At 34.6% G+C, this 22,740-nt stretch carries 14 protein-coding genes; 13 read left to right on the top strand and 1 reads right to left on the bottom strand.

Annotated elements, in window-relative coordinates:
* Positions 1-84: 84 nt before the first annotated feature.
* From J7574_RS07520 to J7574_RS07480, 9 genes are all read left to right on the top strand, one after another.
* A complete protein-coding gene (locus J7574_RS07520) occupies positions 85-3,408 on the top strand; it encodes a SusC/RagA family TonB-linked outer membrane protein (RefSeq protein ID WP_290966500.1) in 3,324 nt (1,107 codons plus the stop codon).
* A gap of 10 nt (positions 3,409-3,418) precedes the next feature.
* Positions 3,419-4,867 carry a RagB/SusD family nutrient uptake outer membrane protein gene (locus J7574_RS07515; RefSeq protein WP_290966498.1) on the top strand — a complete coding sequence of 483 codons (1,449 nt, stop codon included), beginning with the start codon at positions 3,419-3,421 and terminating at the stop codon, positions 4,865-4,867.
* A 12-nt stretch (positions 4,868-4,879) separates the two neighbouring features.
* The gene (locus J7574_RS07510; protein ID WP_290966495.1) at positions 4,880-5,644 is read left to right on the top strand and encodes a DUF4843 domain-containing protein; all 765 of its coding nucleotides are present in this window, start codon (positions 4,880-4,882) and stop codon (positions 5,642-5,644) included.
* A gap of 31 nt (positions 5,645-5,675) precedes the next feature.
* The gene (locus tag J7574_RS07505) at positions 5,676-7,166 is read left to right on the top strand and encodes a PKD-like family lipoprotein (protein WP_290966493.1); all 1,491 of its coding nucleotides are present in this window, start codon (positions 5,676-5,678) and stop codon (positions 7,164-7,166) included.
* A 75-nt stretch (positions 7,167-7,241) separates the two neighbouring features.
* A complete protein-coding gene (locus J7574_RS07500) occupies positions 7,242-8,123 on the top strand; it encodes a thioredoxin fold domain-containing protein (RefSeq protein ID WP_290966490.1) in 882 nt (293 codons plus the stop codon).
* A complete protein-coding gene (locus J7574_RS07495) occupies positions 8,120-9,595 on the top strand; it encodes a retropepsin-like aspartic protease (RefSeq protein WP_290966487.1) in 1,476 nt (491 codons plus the stop codon). Before J7574_RS07500 ends, J7574_RS07495 begins: the two co-directional genes overlap by 4 nt.
* Before the next feature lie 28 nt (positions 9,596-9,623).
* Positions 9,624-11,006 (top strand): TlpA disulfide reductase family protein, encoded by a 1,383-nt coding sequence (locus J7574_RS07490; protein WP_290966484.1) that lies wholly within the window; start codon positions 9,624-9,626, stop codon positions 11,004-11,006.
* 185 nt (positions 11,007-11,191) lie between these two features.
* Complete coding sequence (locus J7574_RS07485; RefSeq protein ID WP_290966481.1) at positions 11,192-14,002, top strand: pitrilysin family protein; 2,811 nt, start codon at positions 11,192-11,194, stop codon at positions 14,000-14,002.
* A gap of 142 nt (positions 14,003-14,144) precedes the next feature.
* A complete protein-coding gene (locus J7574_RS07480) occupies positions 14,145-16,187 on the top strand; it encodes a thioredoxin family protein (protein WP_290966478.1) in 2,043 nt (680 codons plus the stop codon).
* 315 nt (positions 16,188-16,502) lie between these two features.
* Here J7574_RS07480 and J7574_RS07475 read toward each other — a convergent pair whose 3' ends face one another.
* Entirely contained in the window at positions 16,503-16,961 is a 459-nt protein-coding gene (locus J7574_RS07475; protein ID WP_290966475.1) for a DUF1810 domain-containing protein, read from the bottom strand.
* 349 nt (positions 16,962-17,310) lie between these two features.
* Here J7574_RS07475 and J7574_RS07470 point away from each other — a divergent pair, with 349 nt between their 5' ends.
* From J7574_RS07470 to J7574_RS07455, 4 genes are all read left to right on the top strand, one after another.
* Positions 17,311-17,715 carry a hypothetical protein gene (locus tag J7574_RS07470; protein WP_290966472.1) on the top strand — a complete coding sequence of 135 codons (405 nt, stop codon included), beginning with the start codon at positions 17,311-17,313 and terminating at the stop codon, positions 17,713-17,715.
* Between the two features lie 101 nt (positions 17,716-17,816).
* Positions 17,817-19,472, top strand: a complete 1,656-nt coding sequence (locus J7574_RS07465; protein ID WP_290966470.1) for a peptidase domain-containing ABC transporter — start codon at positions 17,817-17,819, stop codon at positions 19,470-19,472.
* 2 nt (positions 19,473-19,474) lie between these two features.
* Entirely contained in the window at positions 19,475-20,827 is a 1,353-nt protein-coding gene (locus tag J7574_RS07460; RefSeq protein ID WP_290966467.1) for an HlyD family secretion protein, read from the top strand.
* 1 nt (position 20,828) lies between these two features.
* Positions 20,829-22,226 (top strand): TolC family protein, encoded by a 1,398-nt coding sequence (locus J7574_RS07455; protein ID WP_290966465.1) that lies wholly within the window; start codon positions 20,829-20,831, stop codon positions 22,224-22,226.
* Positions 22,227-22,740 lie beyond the last annotated feature (514 nt).

The raw sequence follows: 22,740 nt of genomic DNA, 5'->3' as shown, positions 1-22,740 counted from the left end.
ACCAACCAATTAACATGTAAATTTATGAAATTTAAATTAACCAGTGCCTATTTCTATTTAAGAAAGCGGCTAATTATTAACATTATGAGAACTTTTATCTTCTTGTTTTGTACTACAATTTTTGGTTTTTCTCCCGTAAATCTATTTTCACAAAACACGAAAGTTGTAATTGCAGCTGATAAAACAGTATCTGTTGATGAAGTTTTTGACATCATTACAAAACAGACCAACTATACTTTTATTTATCAGGAAGATTTATTTAAAAAATTGCCTAAAGTACATTTAAAAAAAGGAACAATTAAAGTAAATGATTTATTGGCAGCTAGTTTTTCTAACAAAGATTTTGATTTTAGTTTTTCTGCAGGAAATACGATTGTTGTAAAAGAGAGAAAGGCTCTTGAAAAAGTTGTAGTAATAGAATCTAAATTTATTGAAATTAAAGGAACTGTTACCAACACCAAAGGTGAACCTATTCCCGGTGTAAATGTCAAAGTAAAAGGAACGGGGGCCGCAACTCAAACCGATTTTGATGGAAAATATATTATCACGGCTCCAGATGACGGACAGATTTTGTTTACTTACATAGGCCATCGTGCACAAATTGTTGAGGTTAACAATAGAAAAGTAATTAATATAAAGCTTGTTGAAGAGTTAAAGGAACTTGAAGGAGTTGTAGTAAATACAGGGGTTACAGTTCGTAAAAAAGAATTGATAACCGGTGCAGTTACTACTTTTAAAGGTGAGGAATTAAGACAGGTTTCTACACAAAATGCGGTTCAGGCTTTAAAATCATTAGATCCGTCTTTCATTGTTGTAAATAATAATATTGCAGGTTCAAACCCAAACATTCTGCCAACAATCGAGGTGAGAGGGCAGACAAGTTTAACAGCCAATCAGGTTGACAGCCAGTTTAGAGACGATCCTAATCAGCCTTTGTTTATTTTGGACGGATTTCCAACTACATTACAGCAGGTTGTCGATTTAGACATTAATAGAATTGCCAGCATCACTTTATTAAAAGATGCGGCTTCAACAGCATTGTACGGATCTCGTTCTGCAAATGGAGTTGTAGTTATCGAGACGAATAAACCTCTTCCTGGAAAATTGCAGTTTAACTATGTTTATAATTCATCGTATGAATTAGCAGACTTAAGTGTATATCATTTAATGAATGCAGAACAAAAGCTTGAATTTGAGAGGCTTTCTGGTGCATTTATCATTAAGGATGGAAGTACTGAAACAACTCCATTAACTTGGGATAAAGAATACAACAGACGCTTGGCAGCGGTGCGTAGCGGTGTTAATACATATTGGTTAAATGAGCCGATTCAAATGGGAATTACATCTGGACACAGTTTGAATTTTGGTGGCGGGTCTGATGAATTTAGATTCAACATTGCCGGAAATTACAAAACGCTTACCGGAACAATGAAAGGTTCAGAGCATGATACTTGGGGCTATAATACCACTTTAACTTATAGAAAAAATAAATTAAGTCTTAACAACCAGTTTTTTGTTTCAGGAGGAACCAATCAGGAATCGCCATACGGTTCATTTGAGATTTGGGCAAAAGCAAGTCCGTATTATCCAAAATATAACGAGAACGGAGTTATTACACGTTATATGGATGGTTCTTCATTGCCTTTAACAAGTTTGGAAACTATTGTAAACCATCCAGCAAATCCACTTTATAATGTGTTTTTAGGAAGTTTTGATAAAGGAAAAGAATTTAATTTCACCAATAATTTTGCTATTAATTATGATGTAAGTCCGCATATTAAAGCAACTGGAGCTTTATCTGTTTCAAGATTAGACAATCACAATACGGTTTTTATTTCTCCAGACGATACGCGTTATGTCAGCAATATTTCAACAGAAAAAGGTTCGTACAGCAGTTATGAAGCCATTACAGATAAGTGGAACGCTAATTTAGGAGCAACCTATTCTAATGTTTTCAAAAGCGTTCACTCTTTCAATTATACCATAAGAGCTCAGGCTTTAGAAACCAAAAACAATTCGTATAAAACATCTTTAAGAGGATTTCCTCTTGGCGTTGCCGGAAATCCAGCATTTGCATTTGGATATGAACCAAACGGGAAACCAGAAGTTTTTACAGAATTAATAAGAAGTGTCGATTTAACCAATCAGATTAACTACGCTTACGACCGCAGATTTTTATTCGATTTTACTCAGACGATTTCTGGAGCAACAAACTTCGGAACAAACAAAAAATATTCACCGTATTGGGGAGTTGGTTTTGGGTGGAATTTGAACAATGAGTTTAAAATGAACCAAGATATTGTCAATATTTTTAAAATACGCGCCAATATCGGTCAGACTGGAAACCAGAATCTAGTTGGTTTTGCTTCGTATGATGTATATGCTTATAACGCCAATACAAACGTTTTTGGTGCAGGACTAGGAGTTTCTCAAATTGCAAACCCAAATTTAGAAGCACAAAGAACAAAAGATTTGTCTTTAGGATTGGATCTGGCTATGTTTAGAAACAGATTAACCATGACTTTGGGTGCTTACAAACGTAAAACATCTCCACAGATTGTAGCGATTGATCTAGCAGCTTCAACAGGTCTTAATGGTTATCCGTTAAATATAGGTTATTTAACTACGCAAGGATTGGAGTTAAAAATGAACTACAATTTTATCTACGATTTAAGCCGAAATTTTGTTTGGGGAATTGGCTTAATGGGAACTACAGGCGACAATGAATTAGGCGGTTTTGGCAACGCATTATCTTCTCTAAATTCTGAAGCGCAAAAAACAACCAGCTTAACAAGATATTATGACGGAGCAAGCAGCAACGATCTTTGGGCTGTACCTTCATTAGGAATTGATCCTGCAACGGGTAAAGAAATTTTCTTAAAGAAAAATGGCCAGACTACTTTTGATTTAGATAAAAAAGATGAAGTCGTAATGGGGAACTCTAGAGAAACGGCTACAGGAGTAGTTTCTACAAACTTAAATTACAAAGGATTTAGTTTTGGATTGTTTGTGCGTTACAGTTTTGGTGCAGAAAGATTTAACTCTGCCTTGTACAACAAAGTAGAAAATATTTCAAGAGACAATATTTTTGATAATCAAGATGTAAGAGCTTTTACAGATCGTTGGACAACGGCAGGACAAATGGCACAATTTAAAGCGATCGGCTTAACCAACAATACGCCAATTTCATCACGTTTTATCCAAAAAGACGATTATATCTCTGGAGAATCTATTCGTTTAGGTTATCGTGTTACAGACAGAGCTTGGCTAAAAAGAGCAGGTTTAACAGCATTAGGATTTAATGCTTTAGCAAATGAATTCTTCCGTGTTTCAACTATTAAAGCAGAACGTGGTATCGATTATCCTTTCTCAAGAATATATTCTTTGAGTCTTAATTTATCATTTTAATAAAGAGATTATGAACAAGTATTTATATAAAATTACATTCCTTTTGCTTGCATCTTTAACCGTAGTAAGCTGCAGTGATTTTTTGGATGTTGTGCCGCAAGATAAAATTTTAGAAGATCAGGCGTACAGCTCAGAGGCTGGGGTGCAGAATATACATAACGGACTTTATCTTCAATTGGCTGCAAGTAGTCTTTACGGCAGACAGCTGACTATGGATGCTGTTGAGATTTTAGGACAGCAATACAATATGTCTGGCTCGCATATTAAAAATAAAATATCAACCTATTCATATGAAGAAACACTTTCCAAAAATACTTTTGCAGGAATTTGGCAAAGTGCCTTTACAACCATTTTATCTGTAAATAAATTTTTAGAGAGTATTGACGAACACAAAGAGGCTGTTTCGGCTGAAAAAGCAGCTATATTAAAAGGAGAAGCAATTGCTATTCGTGCTATGGTGCATTTTGATATGCTTAGAATGTACGGACCAATTTACAAAGTAGCACCAGCAGATCCATCAATACCTTATTATGATGCTGCCGTAACTGTAAATAAACCGCTTTTGCCAGCTCAAGATGTTATCGTAAAAATCGTAGCCGATTTAGATGCCGCAATTGTTCTTTTAGCAAAAGATCCGATATTGACTACAGGAAGATATATTGGTTCTACCGCATTTGATGCTAATCCATATTATTCTGTAAATCGCGGACAAAGAATGAATATATTGGCAGTAAAATGTTTAAAAGCCAGAGTTCTTTTATATGCTGGAGATAAAACTGGAGCTTTTGCTGCGGCAACAGAAGTGATCAATTTTGTAAAAACACAACCTGTTATTTCTTGGACTCCATTTTTAGAAGCTACAAATACTTCTAATCCAGATCGTATTTTTTCTTCAGAAAACTTCTTTGCGCTTAGTGATCAAACTTTATATATCAAGCAAAAAGCACTTTTTGATTCAAGTTTAGACGACTTTAATATTTATGCGCCAATGTTGAGCAGAATAAATGCTGTTTTTGAGTCTAATGATAATGATTATAGAAGCTTGCCAAGCTGGAAAATACCAATTTCGGGAGGAAAAACTCAGAAGACATTTTTCAAATATGAAGATGTAACAGACAAAACGAAACTTTTCCGTTTTCAGATTCCGATGTTGAAACTTTCAGAACTGTACCTTATCGCTGCAGAAACGGCACCTGTTACGGCTGATGGTATTGCTTTTTTAAACACACTTAGATTTAATAGAGGTTTGACAAATTTAGCTTCTACCGCTGTTTTAGCTACTGAAATTACAAAAGAGTACAGAAAAGAGTTTATTGGGGAAGGGCAATTGTTCTTCTATTACAAAAGAATCAATTCGACTGCAATTCCAAATGGTTCTGCATCTTCAGGAAATGTTACCATGAATGCAGTTAAATACGTGGTGCCATTACCAGATAGTGAAGTTAATTTTCAAAACTAAAAAAAGTAAATCATGAAAAAAATATTGATTTTAGGGATCACTTTTCTATCGTTGTTAGGATTAACATCATGTGATAAAGAAGAAATTGAAACGTATTCTGATACAGATAACATTTATTTCTCGCGTGCTATATTTCCAGAATATAAAAACGGACCGCTTATAGACAGTACGGGCTTTAGTTTTGGTTTGGATAAAGCTACCGTTACAGAAAGAATTTATCCTCTTGCGATACGTGTGCAAGGAAAAGTAAGCGATATAGATCGTGCAGTGAAACTTACGGTTGATCCTACGAGTACAGCAGTTTTAGGAACTCATTTTACATTTCCTGAAAATATTGTAATGCATGCAGGAAAAGAATTAGACACTGTTTTTATCAAAGTGCTTAGAACTCCTGATATGAAAAATAAAGATTTGACATTGGTAGTAAATCTAGAAGAAAATGAATTTTTTACCACCAAAATGCAATCAAAGGTAACGAATGTTCTTACTGGGAAAACTAGAAACTATATTCGTTTTAAATTATCATTTAACGACAAATTATCGACACCGATTGGATGGCAGGCTGTATTTGGCGTATTTACTGCAAAAAAATTCTTTTTAATGTGCGACCTCATGAATCTGGATCCAGAAATGTTTAATCAGGTTCAAGGTTCACCTGGACTCTCAATTCCTGAAACGCTCTATTATGCAAGTTTTATGAAACGTTATCTCGCCGATCAGAAAGCCAATGGCAATACTATTTATGAGGATGACGGAAAAGAAATGCTATTTCCATAAAAACCATTCTTTAACTTAAAAATATTAAGCGATGTTTAAAAATATAAAAATACATACAGCCATAATAGCACTCCTCTTTTTGGCATACGGATGTGTAAGTGATGAAGGAAATTACGACTATAATGCTATAAATGAATTTAAAGTTACAGGAATTCAAGAGGAATATACAGTGTACACTGGAGACTATTTTAAGATTGCACCAGAAATAAATCCGACTTTAGATGATGGCTCAGATCCTGATCGTTATGAATATAAATGGGTTGCAGTAAATCCATTAAAATTGGCCATCGAAGCTAGAACTACTATTGCTACAACTAAAAACTTGGATGGTATTTTAAAATTACCGCCAGCAAAATACGATCTATATTACTTCATAAAGGATAAAGTAACAGGAATAAATTGGCAGCAGCCTATAATTAAATTAAACGTGGTTTCTTCTATCTATGAAGGCTGGTTGGTTGTTGGAGATGTCGATGGAAAAGCCCGACTAGATATGATATCTATAATCCCAGGTATTCCGCAACCGCGTGTTATTAATGATGTGTTAGATGCCGCTGGATCTGCATTGAAATTAAAAGGAAAAGCTGTAGATGTAGAAACTTTTAGCGGACCTCTGCCAGGAAGTATTATTTATGGAATCTATGTAACAGCGTCAGAATCTGGAACAGCAAGATTAGAACCCGATTCTTTTGAATGGAATCAGACCATGAATATTGCATACGAAACCGTTGGAGGAAGTTTTCCAACAAATTTTGCAGTAGATTTTATGAAATGCCCTATTGGATCAGAAAATTTACTGTATAAAGATGGCGATATTTATTATTATAATAGAGCACTTCAAATTAGATATGGGTTGCCGCAAAATAAAGTAGATCTCGAAACTAAAACTTTCTATGCAGCTCCTTTTATCGCAGAAGGTTCATCAGCAGGAACTCCTGTCTTTTTTGATGTCGAAAAACATCGTTTTCTGCGTTATAGTACTTCGAAAGGAGTTTGTTCGGCAATGCCTCCAGTTACAGCTTCTACAACAGTATTAGATTGGAACAATACAAACTGTGAGCTGGTTTATATGACCACTTCAAATTTCAATTTGAACGAAAGTTTTGCTGTATTAAAGAATATTTCAACAGGTAAATTCTATCTGCTTCGTTTTAATGCAAGTACGGTACAGACCTATTATAAAGAAATGCTGAATGCTCCAGATTTAGACAAAGCAACAAAATTTGCCGTAAGTCCAGACGCTGGATATTTATTTTATACGGTTGGCAACAAAGTCTATGAATATGATAGCGGAACACAATCTGCAAAGTTAATGATAGATAAAGGGAATGAAGAGATTACATATCTAGGTTTTAGCAAGAGAGGAAAAAAAGAAATTACCAGCAAATTGATTTTAGGTACATACAACACAACAGGAAAGTTAGAATTGTACACCGTGCCGCCTGTAAACGGAGATTTAGTTTTGGAAAGCAGTTATTCGGGCTTATGCAAAATAGTTGACGTTGCTTATCGAGTTAGATAATTAAAACTTAAAAAATAAAATACCGAATGAAGAATAAATCCCCATTCTTCATTCGGTTTCTAAAAACCACATTTTATGAAACGTTTTTTTAAAATCGCAAGTGCAGTTTTGCTGCTTGCCTGTCCTTCTATTGCCTTAAAAGCACAGACTCAATCTACCGATGAAAGCTGGGAACTGGCTAAAAAACAAGCTCAAACGGAGAAAAAATTAATTTTTGTCGATTTGTATTTTACAGGTTGTGCGCCATGTGGACAAATGGACAGAGAAGTATTTCCAGATCCTAAAGTAGCGGCTGTTCTAGAAGCTGATTTTGTCACTTTCAAATCGGATATTCTGAAAGAGGAAATCGGTAAAAAGTTATGCATGAAATATGGCATAACTGGATTCCCGACTTTTATATTCATGAGTCCTGACGGGAAGGTTATAGATATTGCTTCAGGTTTTCAATCTGTTGAAGAATTGACTGCTTTGCTTCAAAATGCGAAGGATGCGGCGAAAAAAGGAAAATTTAAAAAGTACAGTCCAACTATTAACGAAAAAGATTATCCAGATTTTTATGTGCAGGCTTACATGGCAAGCAAAAGAAATGTGCCTTTTGATGTTGTCGATGCCTATCTAAAATCTAAAGATGTTAGTGAAGAAGTTTCTTTTGTCATTATTACAGGATTAAGAGTAGGTAGACAATACGATGATGCATTTCTTCTTTCAAGTAAAAAACTGGCTCAAGATTACGGAAAATCAAGTGTCACCAATCATATTTTTACCATTTTACAACGCAAGAAAAAAGATTTCGAAAAAAAGAATGATTTGAAAGGTTTCAAAGAGTTGCTTGCTGAAGCAAAAGATTTCTTTGCTCCAGAAGAATGGACAAAATACGAAGGCATTTTACTAAAAGATTTTGGTGTAGAAAAAGTCATTACAAAAAATCCAAACGCATCAGAAAAAGTAGTACGATGAAAAAAATAATGATTTTGTCATTGCTGTTTTTCATTGGTTCAATAAATGGACAGAAAAATAATACTGTGCAGACAATCAAAGCTTTTGAAAAAGCTTTTCAACAAAAAGATTACAGCAGTATAAAAAATCTTTTGGCGCCAGAATTTACTGTTGGAGTGGGAGATGCTTCTTCAAATGAATTTTATTTAAACGGAATTTTCAAAGCTTTTCCAGCATTAGATTCTATACAAATTGGAAAGTCTGTTGCGATTAAAAATGAAACTTTTACGATGGTAGATTTCTGCTTTAACGGAAAAGAAAAAAAGCCATCTCAAATTGTTTTCAATGTAGAAAATAAAATTTTGTATGTAACCTTTTTTGACGGTTTGTATAAAGTCGACCGAAATGCCAATGTGAAACAAGTAGCTAGTATTCCGTTTGAAATTATTGAAAACGGAATCGCTATTAAAATAAAACTCAACAAAGCCGATCGTGAGTTTTTAATGCTTTTTGATACAGGAGCAGACGGAATGGCCCTAAATCCTGACAGCGCTTACAAAGCAGGAGTTGTGGTGACCAAAAGCAAATCGGCTTCTGTGGTTGGCGGAAGTCAGCAAGTGCAGTATTCAGCAGATAATACCATTTATATTGGCAATCAAGTTCTTAAAAATCAAGGGTTGGTTATTTTTCCAAAACACGGAGTTTACGACGGATTATTTGGTGCTAATCTCCTTCGCAATTTTATTACTTCGGTCAATTTTGATACGATGACAATCGATTTATACAACTTCGGAAATTTTAATTATTGGGGAAAAGCAAAACCATTTGTTTTCGATTACAAATCGGGACTTCCGGTAGTAAAAATGAATCTGACTTTTGAAGATAAAAAAACAGTCGAAGGCAGTTTCACTTTTGATACTGGAGCAGGTTACGATTTAATCGCTTACGGGCCTTTCAACCATAAAAATAATCTCGAAGCCAGTTTAAAAACAGAATACACATCGGTCAATTTCAGTTTAGGGAAACAGACTAAAATTGTTGGCGGAGCGATCCCGAATGTTGCCATTAACGGAAATAATTTTCCAAACGTAACTATCGCTTTACAAGAATATGACGAAGCCAATAAAAGTTGGGCCTTTGCCGATGGATCTCTGGGAATCGATTTGATAAAACGTTTCAATTTTACAATCGATCTTTTGCATAAAACGGTGTATTTAGAACCGAATAAAAATTTCAAAAAAATGTCTTCTTTCCATTTAGCTGGACTTGATTTAGATTTTGACGAAAACCAGAATCTTTTGGTCAAACGAATTATAGATCAGCAGAATGAAGAGTTGAAGAAAGTAAAAATTGGTGCCAAAGTTACTCAGATTAATGATTTTGAGGCCAAAGATTTATTGAAGCCAGAAAATCTCAAACAACTAAAAGAAACAAAAGAAAGTAAAGATTTCATCATCGAACAAGGCGATCAATCTATGCTAATTTCAATTTAAGCTATCAACCAAAAAACAAGAAAATAACATGAAAAAACACATTTTGTATTTCATTTTAACCTTCATTACGGTTCAAATGAGTTTTGCTGCAAACCTTTCTGAATATGCAGTAATTAAAGGAACAATTTCAATCCCAGATCTTAAAGCGAAAGAAGTAACGCTTTATAATGTTGAAGAAGGAAAGCCAGCGGTAGCTGCTACTGCAAAAATCAATGCTTCTGGGGAGTTTGGTTTTATGATACCAGTTTCAGCAGCTGGTTTCTATTACGTTGATTACGGTCAGATGAAAAGCCGAAACCAATTGATTCGTTTGTATTTAGAACCGAAATTAGACCTTTCCCTTGTAATCAATAAAGAAAATTATGTTTTAAGCGGAAAGAATGTTGGACAAAACGCTTTAGTTCAAAAAGCAAACGAAATTTACAATGAGTTTGCTCCATTTTCAAGACTTGGAACAGACTTAACGTACGTTAATTTTTATCCGTGGTTGGACAAAGGCGTGGCAAAAGCAGATGAGTTTTCAAAATCAATTAAAACTAAAGATGCTGCATTCAATAAATTATTGAAATTAGCCGTTGCGACTGATGTTGAAGAACTGACTTATACCTTTTTTAGAATGCCAAGAAGTGCATTTCCTGATAAAGACGATCGTCCTGCTGTGATCAAAACTTGGCAAACAGACAAAAAGTTTACAGATCCAGATTTATTAAAATTACAAAATGGCGTTTCTTTAATGTCTAATTATTTCTTCTATGTAACGATGAATAGTGGTGACAAACCAAAACGTATGGATTTAAGCGAAGTTATCACCCATATTACAGATCCAGCCTTAATTGATGTTTACCTTCGTGATGCAGTGGCAACTTCTAGAATGAAAATTGAAGAATACGAAAAAATCGCTCCAAGCATCAAACCTTTCATGATCTCTGAAGCCAGTAAATCGTTTTTGCTTGAATACGAGAAAGTATTGCACAAAAACGTAGGACAAAAAGGGTTAGATTTTACCTATAAAGATATTAATGATAAACCAGTTTCTTTTTCAGATTTTAAAGGGAAATTTGTGTACATTGATTTATGGGCTACTTGGTGCGGACCATGTAAAGCGGAGATTCCACACATGAAAAAAATCGAAGAAGATTATCACGGAAAAAATATTGTTTTTGTAAGTCTTTCGTTAGATAAACCAAAAGACGCACAAAAATGGAAAGATTACGTTACTAAAGAACAATTAAAAGGAATTCAGCTAATGGCAGATAAAGATTTTGGTTCTGATGTAGCTAAAAATTACGATGTAAATGCGATTCCGAGATTTTTATTGTTTGATACAAAAGGAAATATCATCAATGCAGATGCGCTTCGTCCTTCAAATCCAGAGTTGAGAGTGCAGCTAGATAAATTATTGAAAAGCTAGAAAGCCCGCAAAAAATATTTTAACACATAGAATCATAGATTAAAAATGAGGAAAAGATATTTTTAGAATCGAGATTTTTCACATAGAAACTATGTTTTTTAAAACTAAGTGAAACGCCTTTTATAGGTAGCTAAAGCTATGTTTCTATGTGTTTAAAAATATTTAAAACATCAAACAAAAAACAAATGAAAAAAATAACAATAGTTCTTCTGCTTTTGACAGGTTTTGTAACCTCGTCGCAAGCCCAGAACTTTAAATCAACAGACCCAATTGCGGTCAATCAAAAGATAAAAAAGGGAGTGCTGCCAAACGGAATGACGTATTATATTTATCCGACCGACGTTAATAAAAACACGGCGAGTTATTACATTATTCAGAATGTAGGTTCGATTTTAGAAAACGATCAGCAGAAAGGTCTGGCACATTTTCTGGAACACATGGCGTTTAACGGAACCAAAAATTTTGAAGGAAAAGGCATTTTGAATACGCTTCAAAAGCAAGGTGCCGTTTTCGGAAAAAATATCAATGCCTACACTAGCACAGACGAAACGGTTTACAACTTAGATAATATTCCGTCAAAAGATGGCGGAGTAGTTGACACTTGTTTATTGGTTTTGCACGATTGGTCTAATTTTTTATCGCTAACGAATGAAGAAATAGATGCCGAGCGTGGCGTGATTACCGAAGAATGGCGTACAAGGCAAAACGCTAGAGCTAGAATTTACAATCAGTTGGCGCCTTTTTATTACAATAATTCGTTGTATGCAGACCGTATGCCAATTGGCGATATGGATATTGTAAAGAACTTTAAATACCAGGTTTTAAAAGATTTTTATAAAGATTGGTATCGTCCAGATTTGCAGGCTATTGCTATTGTTGGAGATATTAATGCAGACGAAATTGAAGCAAAAATCAAAAAACTTTTTGCTGATATTCCGACACCGCAAAATCCTAAAAAACGTTTTGAGATTGCTATTCCAGAAAGAACGGAACCAACTTTTAAATTGGCTTTAGACAAAGAAATTTCGGCTTCGAACATCAGTTTTATGATTCGCCATACGGCTGAAAAACCAACAGAAACTTATGCCGATTTAGAAAAATCGATGCAAAGAGGCATTGCTTTTTCAATTTTGAATAATCGTTTGGAAGAAATGGAACAGAAACAAGAATGCCCATTTAAAAGCGCATCAATCGGATATCAAAATTACTCCCGTTTAAATGATATTTGGATTTTGAGTGTTGCTCCAAAACCAGAAAAACAAGCCGAAGCTTTTACAATGGTAATGAACGAATGGGTTCGCGCTTACAAATTTGGTTTCTCGAAAGGTGAAATCGAAAGAGCCGTTACCGAAAACATTTCGGGTTACGAAAATTATTTAGACAAGCTAAATGAGATTTCACACAAAGAAGTAATCGGAATGGTAAAAGACGATTATTTAAACCATGAAGTGATTTCAGATCCAAAAGCTGAATTTGAAATGATAAAAAGCATTTTAAGTAAGTTAGATTCTAAAATTCTTCAAGAGCAAATAAGCAAATTGTATACTTCGCAAAATCGTGTTGTAGCTGTTACGGGTGTAGAAAACGAAAACAACCTAACGCAAGAAAAAGCTTTTGAGATTATTCAGAAAGCAGAAAATGATGCTTCGTTGCAACCGTATGTGGACACTTTTGAAGGAAAAACACTTTTAGGAAATCTAAAAATCAATTCTGGAAAAATTATTTCAGAGAAAAAAGAAAGTGCAATAGATGCGACAACTTTTGTATTGAGCAATGGCGTAAAAGTGCATTATAAATTTGCAGATAAAAATAAAAAAGAGGTAGAGCTTAAAGCAGAAAGTTTTGGCGGAACTTCATTATACGAACCGCAAGATCTGCCATCGATAGGGCGCACTGCAACTTTAGCAATGATGTCTGGAATTGGTGAACTTTCGAATGTTGATTTGGATAAGGTTTTAAAAGGAAAAATTGCCAACTCTTCTGTAAACATCAGTTCTATTAAAGAAACCGTTTCAGGTTCTGCAAATGTAAAAGACATCGAAACGATGATGCAATTGGTGCATTTGCGTTTTGCGCAGCCAAGATTTGATAACCAGATGTATGTGCTATTAAAACAAAGATTAGAAAATTCGCTTAAAAATAGAGCAAATGATATCAATGTAAAAATGGAGGATAGTTTATCTGCTGTGGTTTATGGAAAAAATAATCCGAGAATACAGCCATTGAATCAAAAATATATCGACGGTTTATCTTTTGATAAAATGAAAGCTTTCTATCTGGATCGTTTTGCAGATGTTTCAAACTTTGAATTTTATATTGTGGGAGATGTTTCGCCAGAAGTTTTAAAACCATTATTAGAAAAATATATCGCTAGTATAAGTGGAATAAAACGTAAAGAAAAATTCAAAACACAAGTTCCAAAATGGACATCAAATAAAATTGATCGAGATGTTTTTATCAAAATGGAAACTCCAAAAAGTTCTGTTCGAATTGCATTTTATAAAGAATACACTTTTAATCAAAAAAATAGAATTCTGACTTCTTATTTGGCTGATATATTAACCCTGCGTTATACTGAAAGTCTTCGTGAAAAAGAAGGCGGAACTTATGGTGCGCATGTAAATGCAAGTGTTGACAAACTTCCAATTTCAAAAGCAAACCTTCAGATTAATTTTGATTGTGATGCTGATAAAGTAGAACATTTACTGCCAATTGTATATCAGGAAATTGATAATATCAAAAAAGGAGAAATTGCTGCTGAAGATATCGAGAAAACGAGAACTAATTATTTGAAATCAAGAGAAGACAGCAAAAACTTCAACAGTTACAGCATGAACTTGATTTATAATTATTTTGAGAATAATTACGATATGAATGATCCTAAAAACTATGCAGATATTGTAAAAAGCATTACTGCAAAAGACATTCAGGAATTTGCCAATTCATTTTTGAACAAAGCAGATTCTTATGAAATAGTTTTCAAGCCATTAAAATAATCTGACCAATTTTTATTTACTAGAGTTTAATTTGTATTTCCCTATCAAATAGTATTTTGAATTAGTAAGCAATTTAGTTTGTATAGCGGATACTTAGAGGGTTGTTTTTTGCTATTCAACCCTCTTTTTAAAGTTTTTACCCATGAAAAAGAATATTTTTTTACTGGGCTTTTTCCTGCTGTTTTCCATATTCGTAAAGGCTCAGATATATAATCCCATAAAATGGAAAACCAGTGTCGAGAAAATTTCTGATACTGAATATGAATTGCAGGCAAAAGCCATTATAGAATCGGGCTGGCATTTATACAGTCAGGAAGTTTCAGACGGAGGCCCGATTCCAACCCGTTTTAATTTTATTAAAGGTGCAGATTTTCAATTGATTGATGCTGTAAAGGAAGAAAAAGGAAAAACGATAAGCGATCCTGTTTTCAAAATGCAGATTAAGTTTTTTGAAAAAGAAACCACTTTTAGACAGCGCATCAAAATACTTTCATCAAAACCGTTCAAAATCAATGCTGAAGTTGAATTTATGGTTTGCAACGATGAAAATTGTCTGCCGCCAAGTTCAGACGAATTGGAGTTTACAGTTACGCCTTCCGCGAAAGCGAAAACTTTAATCGAAGCTACTGCAAAAGAAGAAATAAGAACAGAAAAAATTGATTCTGCGGTTACTGAAGTAAGCGAAAAAGCAGCAGAGATTGTTTCGGCTGAAGTTGTAAAGACGCCAAAAAAAGAACCAAAAAGAGCAAAGTCAGAAACGGAAATTAGAAGTTTGTGGACGATTTTTTTACTGTCGTTTTTCTCAGGATTTGCAGCCTTGCTTACGCCTTGCGTTTTCCCAATGATCCCAATGACGGTGAGTTTTTTTACCAAACAAAGCAAAACAAAATCGCAAGGAATTAGAAAAGCCGTTTTTTACGGAATTGCTATTATTGCCATTTATATCTTTTTGGGAGCTGTTGTAACGTGGGCTTTTGGAGCCGATTCTTTAAACGCGCTTTCTACAAACGTTTGGTTCAACCTGATCTTTTTTGTGCTTTTAATGGTTTTTGCTTTTTCATTTTTAGGTGCGTTCGAAATTATGCTCCCAAATGCATGGGCGAACAAAGTTGATTCTCAAGCAGACAAAGGCGGAATAGTTGGCACATTGTTTATGGCTTTGGCTTTAGCAATTGTTTCTTTTTCTTGCACAGGACCCATTGTAGGGACATTATTAGTTGAAGCGGCTTCTCGCGGAGGCATCGCTCCGTTTGTCGGAATGTTTGGTTTTTCTCTCGCTTTGGCTTTGCCTTTTACTTTATTTGCCGCTTTTCCGGGCTGGTTGAATTCGCTTCCAAAATCTGGTGGATGGCTTAATTCGGTTAAAGTGTTTTTGGGATTTCTAGAAATGGCTTTGGCTTTTAAATTTTTATCCAATGCCGATTTGGTTCTGCAATTGCATTGGTTAGAAAGAGAAACATTTCTAGCAATTTGGATTGCGATTTTTGGAACGCTGGCTTTTTATTTATTTGGAAAAATTCAGTTGCCGCATGATAGTCCGATATCAAATTTAAGCGTTCCAAGATTAGGATTGGGCGTTTTGGTTCTAGCTTTTACCATTTATTTAATTCCAGGAATCTGGGGAGCGCCTCTTAAAATGATCAGTGGTTTTCCGCCGCCGATGCATTACAGCGAAATCCCCAATGGTCTCAACAATTCTTCTCCTAAAGAAATAGCACAAAACTTGCCAGAAGGTGCAGAGCTTGGGCCGCACAATATCTTGGCTTTTACCGATTATGATTTAGGAATGAAATATGCCAAGAAAATCGGAAAACCTGTTATGATCGATTTTACTGGGCACGCCTGCGTAAATTGCCGAAAAATGGAAGACAATGTCTGGTCTAACGAAAAGGTACAGAAAATATTAAAAGGCGATTTGGTTTTGATTTCGCTTTATGTAGACGATAAAAGAGAATTGCATCCAAATGAGCAGATTACTTCTAAATTGACAGGAAAAAAATTAAAATATATTGGTCAAAAATGGAGTGAATTCCAGACGCTGACTTATAAAACAAACGCACAGCCATTTTATGTTTTGGTCAATCATAACGGAGAAACACTCAACGAAACTTCTGCCTATAATCCAGATGTTGAAGAATATTTGAGTTGGCTTAAAAAAGGAGTTTCTAATTTTGAGAAAAGCTAAAGTTCAAGATTTGTACTTTATTTATAATTATGTTGTTAATCAAAAAGGGAATAGTTTTCGAGCTATTCTCTTTTTTGTCCTAAGAATATTAAGAAAGTACAATGTTTGGCAGAACACTGTTTTTTTTCTGGCCACAGATTAAATTGATTTTCACAGATTTTTTTATGTTCTGTTACGAACATTTCGTGGTATTTTTTGCCACAAATTACACAAATTAGCACAAATCAATTTGTATACAATTTTTAATTCGTGGCAATTTGTGCAATTTGTGGCAACGAAAAAATCTTTTTAATCCTTTTAATCTGTGGCAAAAAATTAAGAAAGAATTGCGGTTGGCGATATATTATTTTTTTGCGTAAAATTTAATGTCAATTGATCCAGATGGCCATAGAAAAAAGTATCTAATACTTCCTGAAAAACAGGATGAGCATTTTCTACCTGAACAAATAAACTCATAGAAGAATGCAGTTTTCTTGCACCAAGTTCTCCTAAAATTCCTTCGGCAGATTTCTTTTTCAAAGTCAGCAGCAATTTAGAAATCTCAATTAAATGTTTCGATAAAATCGGATGGTTTAAAAATTCAGTAGCTTCTTTAAGATTGGCAATGCCATAATAATTAGAAAGAGCACTTTTACCAAGTCCTTTGATCTGCGGAAAAATAAACCACATCCAATGAGTTTCTTTTTTACCTTTTTTTATTTCAGATAGTGCTGTCAGATAAAGTTTGTTTTGCGCATCTAAAAATCGGGCCAAATCATTTTTTGCGTAAGTCATCTCTTGATTCTGTATTAAATGGTTTGTAAATCTAATTTGTCTAATCGGTAACACTTGTATATATATTTTAATGAACTATGTCAAATTTTAGAATACCAAAAGTAGAACGCTCTTAATGGTCTAGGTTATACAATTGTAATTAGTGTTTACATAATTCCGACAGCTGTAAGAATGCCTTGTTAATATAATTTTAAAGTTTTGAATGATTCTAAATTCTAATGTTATTTTAATGTTCTGCAAAAAAAATGGCTCTAACTTGCGCGCTCAGAAAAATTATAATAAACACCTTAAATCACTGAGATTTTGATTCAAAACAATGTGATTTAATTAAACTTTCAGCCTTTAGAGTATGTTGAACAAAATTAGAAATAGCTTTTTATGCAAATGCCTTCAGGCGTTGCTTGTTGGCTATTTTCTAATTAGCAGTTTAAACATTTCTAATAGCGTAGGCAGAATCTTAAGCGATAATGCCGAAACCTATACCGTAAAAGGCATTACTTGCAACTTTCTGAAAAAAATCTTCAAATGCGATGGAATCCCAGAAGAACTGGATGATTATAAAACAAAAGAGACTAAAACAGCCAAATTGGCCAAAGGAATTCCTTTAATGGAATATTTGATTTCATCAGAATCAATAATGCCAAATTTTGCTTTTTTAATAGAATCTGAAGGAAAAAAATATATCGATAATACAATCTTCTCATTTGGTTTTCATGGCAAAATAGATATACCGCCTCCGCGAATAATTTCATAAATACTTGTTTTTTAAGGATTAGGATAAAAATCTTAATCTGAAAGTGCGGTTTTTGCCGTATATTTATTCTATGTAATAATCTTGTATTTATACTTAAATTCATGACACCATTTAAACGTTTTTATAACTTATTGCAGCTCGATAAGCGTGATGTCTATCAAATTATCTTCTATGCTGCGTTTGCAGGGTTAGTCAATCTTTCTCTGCCTTTGGGAATCCAAGCCATTATTAATTTTATTCAAAGCGGACAGCTTAGCGTTTCGTGGATCGTTCTCGTGATTCTCGTTACAGTTGGAGTTGGTTTTGGGGGTGTTCTTACAATTTTGCAGTTGCGAATTGTAGAGAATCTCCAGCAGCGAATTTTTGTGCGTTCGTCTTTCGAATTTGCATACAGAATGCCTTTAATAAAATTTAAAGAAATGTACTCGGAATATGCTCCCGAAAAAGCCAATCGTTTTTTTGATACTTTAATGGTACAGAAAGGCACAGCAAAACTATTGCTAGATTTCTGCACCGCATTTCTTCAGGTGGGTCTGGGGATTATTCTTTTGGTTCTTTACCATTCTTTCTTTACGGTAATCGGACTTTTATTTATTGTTATTTTATATGTCATTTTTAAATTTTCGTATAAAGATGGTTTAGAAACCAGTTTGAACGAATCAAAATTCAAATATAAAGTTGCGGCATGGCTTCAAGAAATTGCTAGAAATAGAGAAAGTTTCCGCAGAAAGGGAGCTTTCGAATATGCTTTGGAACGAAATGACAAATATGCAAACAGCTATGTAAATTACCGCGAAAAGCACTTTCAGGTAATGAAAAAACAATACATTCAGCTTACGATTTTTAAAGTAATTGTTACTGCTGCCTTATTATCGATCGGTGGTTTTCTGGTAATTCACCACCAAATGAACATAGGGCAGTTCGTAGCAGCTGAAATCGTAATTGTGTTATTGATCAACTCGGTAGAAAAAATCATCTTCGGATTGGAATCTTTCTATGATGTATTGACTTCTGTAGAAAAAATTGGTCAGGTGACTGATATGGAAATTTCATGCATTCCTCAAACCTCAGACAAAACAGAAAAAGGAATTAATATTGAGACAGAAAGCATCAGCTACAATTATCCAGGCCACAGCAAAAAATCGCTTAAAAATGTCAATTTGAAAATCTCTCAAGGAGAAAGAATTATTCTTACAGGAACAAATGGTGCAGGAAAAAGTACATTGCTACGATTGCTTTCGGGTGTTTTAGAACCAGAAAGTGGTGCGATGTACGTGACCGACAATTATATGAATCGTCTTAACGAAGATACCTACAGAGCGCAAGCCGGAACGTACTTGCAAGGCGATACGCTTTTTGCAGGAACCATACGTGAGAATATTGTTTTTGGAAATGAAAAACTAAACAGTGACGATTTAAAATGGGCTTTAGATAATGTTGGCCTTACACCATATATTAAAACTTTCGAAAACGGGTTGGAGAATCAAATTCATCCTGGAGGTCGTGAACTTTCTGCTTCTGATGTTCAAAAAATTCTTTTGGCGAGAAGTATTGTGGGTAAACCGAATATCTTATTCTTAGAAGATCCAGTAGACAAAATGGACGAATTGACTTCGAGTAAAATTGTTGATTTTTTACTTTCTGAAGAAAATGATTGGACTGTTATTGTGACTTCTAAAAGTGATGTTTGGAAAAGCAAATGCAGTCGTATGATTACGATTGATGACGGAAAAATTATTAACGACATAAAGCTTTAATCATGCTCAACATATCTAAAGATAACAACGTACTTATAACGCCAGGGCAATACAAATCGATTACAAGCGTTGCCCGCAGGCCTCATTATAAAATTTTAAATAGAGTCATAATCGGATTTCTGATTTTTGCTGTCTTATGCCTTTTTCTGCCTTGGACACAAAATATTTCAGGAACAGGTTCTGTAACAACTTTAAAACCAGATCAAAGACCGCAAACAGTTCACAATGCGATTGCGGGACGAATTGAAAAATGGTTTGTAAAAGAAGGTGATTATGTAAAAAAAGGAGATACGATAGTTTATATTTCGGAGATCAAAGAAGATTACCTAGATCCTAACTTGGTTAACAATACCAAACAGCAGGTCGATGCCAAAAAAATGGCTGCAGAATCATACGGTGATAAAGTAAATTCTCTTGATGTGCAGGCGCAGTCGCTTAATACAGAAAGACAGTTGAAATTGCAGCAGGCCCAAAACAAAATTCGTCAGGCACAACTGAAAATAAAAAGTGACAGTATGGATCTTGTGGCGGTAAAAACACAGCTCAGAATTGCCAAAACACAATTTGACCGTTCGACAGCTTTAAACAAAGAAGGCTTAAAACCGCTTACCGATGTCGAACAGAAAAGATTAAAATTGCAAGAATCAGAAGCTTATGTGATTACGCAAGAAAATAAATTGCTAAGCAGTAAAAATGAATTGATAAACGCAAAAGTAGAAATCAGTAGAATTACTGCTGAATATGCCGAAAAAATATCGAAATCGAGAAGTGATAAGTTTACCGCTTTAAGCACACAATACGATACTGAAGCTCAGGTAAACAAACTAGAAAACCAATATACCAATTATAGGCTTAGAAATGGTTTGTACTACATTACGGCTCCGCAGAGCGGTTATATAAACCGTGCTTTATTGGCTGGTTTGGGAGAAACAATAAAAGAAGGAACTCCAGTTGTAAGCATTATGCCAGCTAAATACGATATTGCTGTAGAAACCTACGTAGATCCAATCGATTTACCACTTGTGCATCGTGGTGCAAAAGTTCGTGTTTGGTTTGATGGATGGCCAAGAATCGTGTTTTCTGGATGGCCGGGATTGTCTTACGGAACTTACGGAGGAAAAGTCGTGGCGATAGAAAACTTTATAAGTCCGAATGGAAAATACAGAATTTTAGTTTCGCCAGATGGAGAAGATCGCCATTGGCCAAAAGAATTGAGCATTGGTGCTGGTGCGCAGAGTATTGCATTGTTAGAAACCGTTTCGGTATGGTACGAGATTTGGCGAAACTTGAATGGTTTCCCGCCAAACTATTACAACTCAGGAGAAAAAGAAGAAAAAGGAAAGGAGAAAAAGTAAAATGAGAAATCTAGTAAAACTGTTTTCTTTCTTACTGCTATTTTGTTTTTCTACGCTGCACAGTCAGAATTTTAATCAAGAGGAACTTACTTTTATCGAGTTTTTGGGCTATGTAAAAAAGTATCACCCACTGGTAAAACAAGCCAATCTTGAAGTGACAAACGCTCAAGCAAAACTGATGATGGCGCGAGGCGGATTTGATCCGAAACTTGAAGTAGATTACAATAAGAAAGAATTTAAAGGCACAGAATATTATTCGTTATTAAACAGCAGTTTCAAAATTCCGACTTGGTATGGAGTGGAGATCAAAGCAGGTTTTGACGATACCAGCGGTGAATATTACAACCCGCAGAACAAAACGCCAGAAGCAGGTTTAACTTCGCTTGGAATTAACGTTGCTTTAGGGCAGGGAATGTTTATTAACCAAAGAATGGCCGATGTTAGAGAAGGAAAACTTCAGGTAAAACTAAGCGATGCACAGCGAAAACTAAGAGCAATTGAAGTTTTGTATCAAGCAAGTGAAGCTTATTTTGAATGGAGAAAAAGCTATAACGAAGCCGAATTGTATAAAAACTATTTAGGTTTTGCCAGCACTCGTTTTGAAGGAGTTATAAAATTAATCAAAGCGGGAGATGCACCAGCGATTGACAGTATCGAAGCTAAAATTACTGTTAGAAACCGTGAACTGAATGTTGAAAACGGAAATTTAAAATTAGCCAAAGCAAAATTGAAACTGGCCAATTTTTTATGGATCGAAGATGTTCCGGTTGAACTTGGAGATGTAGTAAAACCAGAGCAGAATTTAAGCCAGACTATAGAAGAAACGCTAAGAACAGATGCTATGATGGTAGATGTTGAATCGTTAGATTCGCACCCAAAAATTCAGTCTCTGGAAACTAAAATGGATATTTTAGAAGTCAACCGCCAGCTGAAAGCCAATGCATTGCTTCCGAAAATAAATGTGGGTTATAACTACATTTCAGAACCCAATTACTGGAACAATTTCAACGCCGATGATTACAAGTTTAACATCGATTTCAGTTTTCCGATTTTCTTAAGAAAAGAAAGAGGAAGCTTGAAAATGGCAAAACTGAAAATTCAGGACATGCAGTTTGATATCGGTCAGCAGCGATTGGAACTTAAAAATAAAATCAAAGCGCAGCAAACTGAAATTGCTTCTTTGAGAAAACAAAAAGTTGTAATCGATAATCTCGTAAAAGATTATATGACGATGTTGAATTCAGAAGAGAAATTATTCTCGTTTGGAGAAAGTTCGATTTTCTTAATCAATTCGAGAGAAAATAATCTGGTAAGTGCAAAGCTTTCGCAAATAAGTTTAGAAAACCAATTTTATCTTTCGAATGCCGAATTGTATAAAATATTGGCCAATCCAGATTAAAAGGGATAATCTGTAGATATAAAATATGTCGCTCCTCTGGAGCTTTAGATTCATGCCATTAAACTTAATCTATAAATATATTGCTCTTCCAGAGCATTAAAAAGATCGCGCAAAGCCAACGGATGAGATAAAATAATTATAGTCCTAGTAGGGCGAAATATCTATAGAAATAGATTCGCGATATAAAAAAGCTCCGTAGGAGCGAAATAATAGATCTATAGTTTATACATCATCATATTCAAACATAGCCCAAGGTTTCAACCTTGGGAAACGCAGAGATAGACAGAAGTATAATATATAAATCATCATATTCAAACATAGCCCAAGGTTTCAACCTTGGGAAACGTAGAGATAGACAGAAGTATAATCTATAATTTATAAATCATCATATTCAAACATAGCCCAAAGTTTCAACCTTGGGAAACGCAACGATTGAAACCATTGATACAGTTTTAAGATGAGCGTTTAAAAATATGCAGTCCGTACCTGTCTGCATAATATTGATTTTCAGAGT

It is taken from the genome of Flavobacterium sp., assembly GCF_017744675.1.
Classification (GTDB): domain Bacteria; phylum Bacteroidota; class Bacteroidia; order Flavobacteriales; family Flavobacteriaceae; genus Flavobacterium.
The sequence above is the reverse complement of the archived record's forward strand: the minus strand, read 5'-3'. Positions and strand labels throughout refer to the sequence as shown.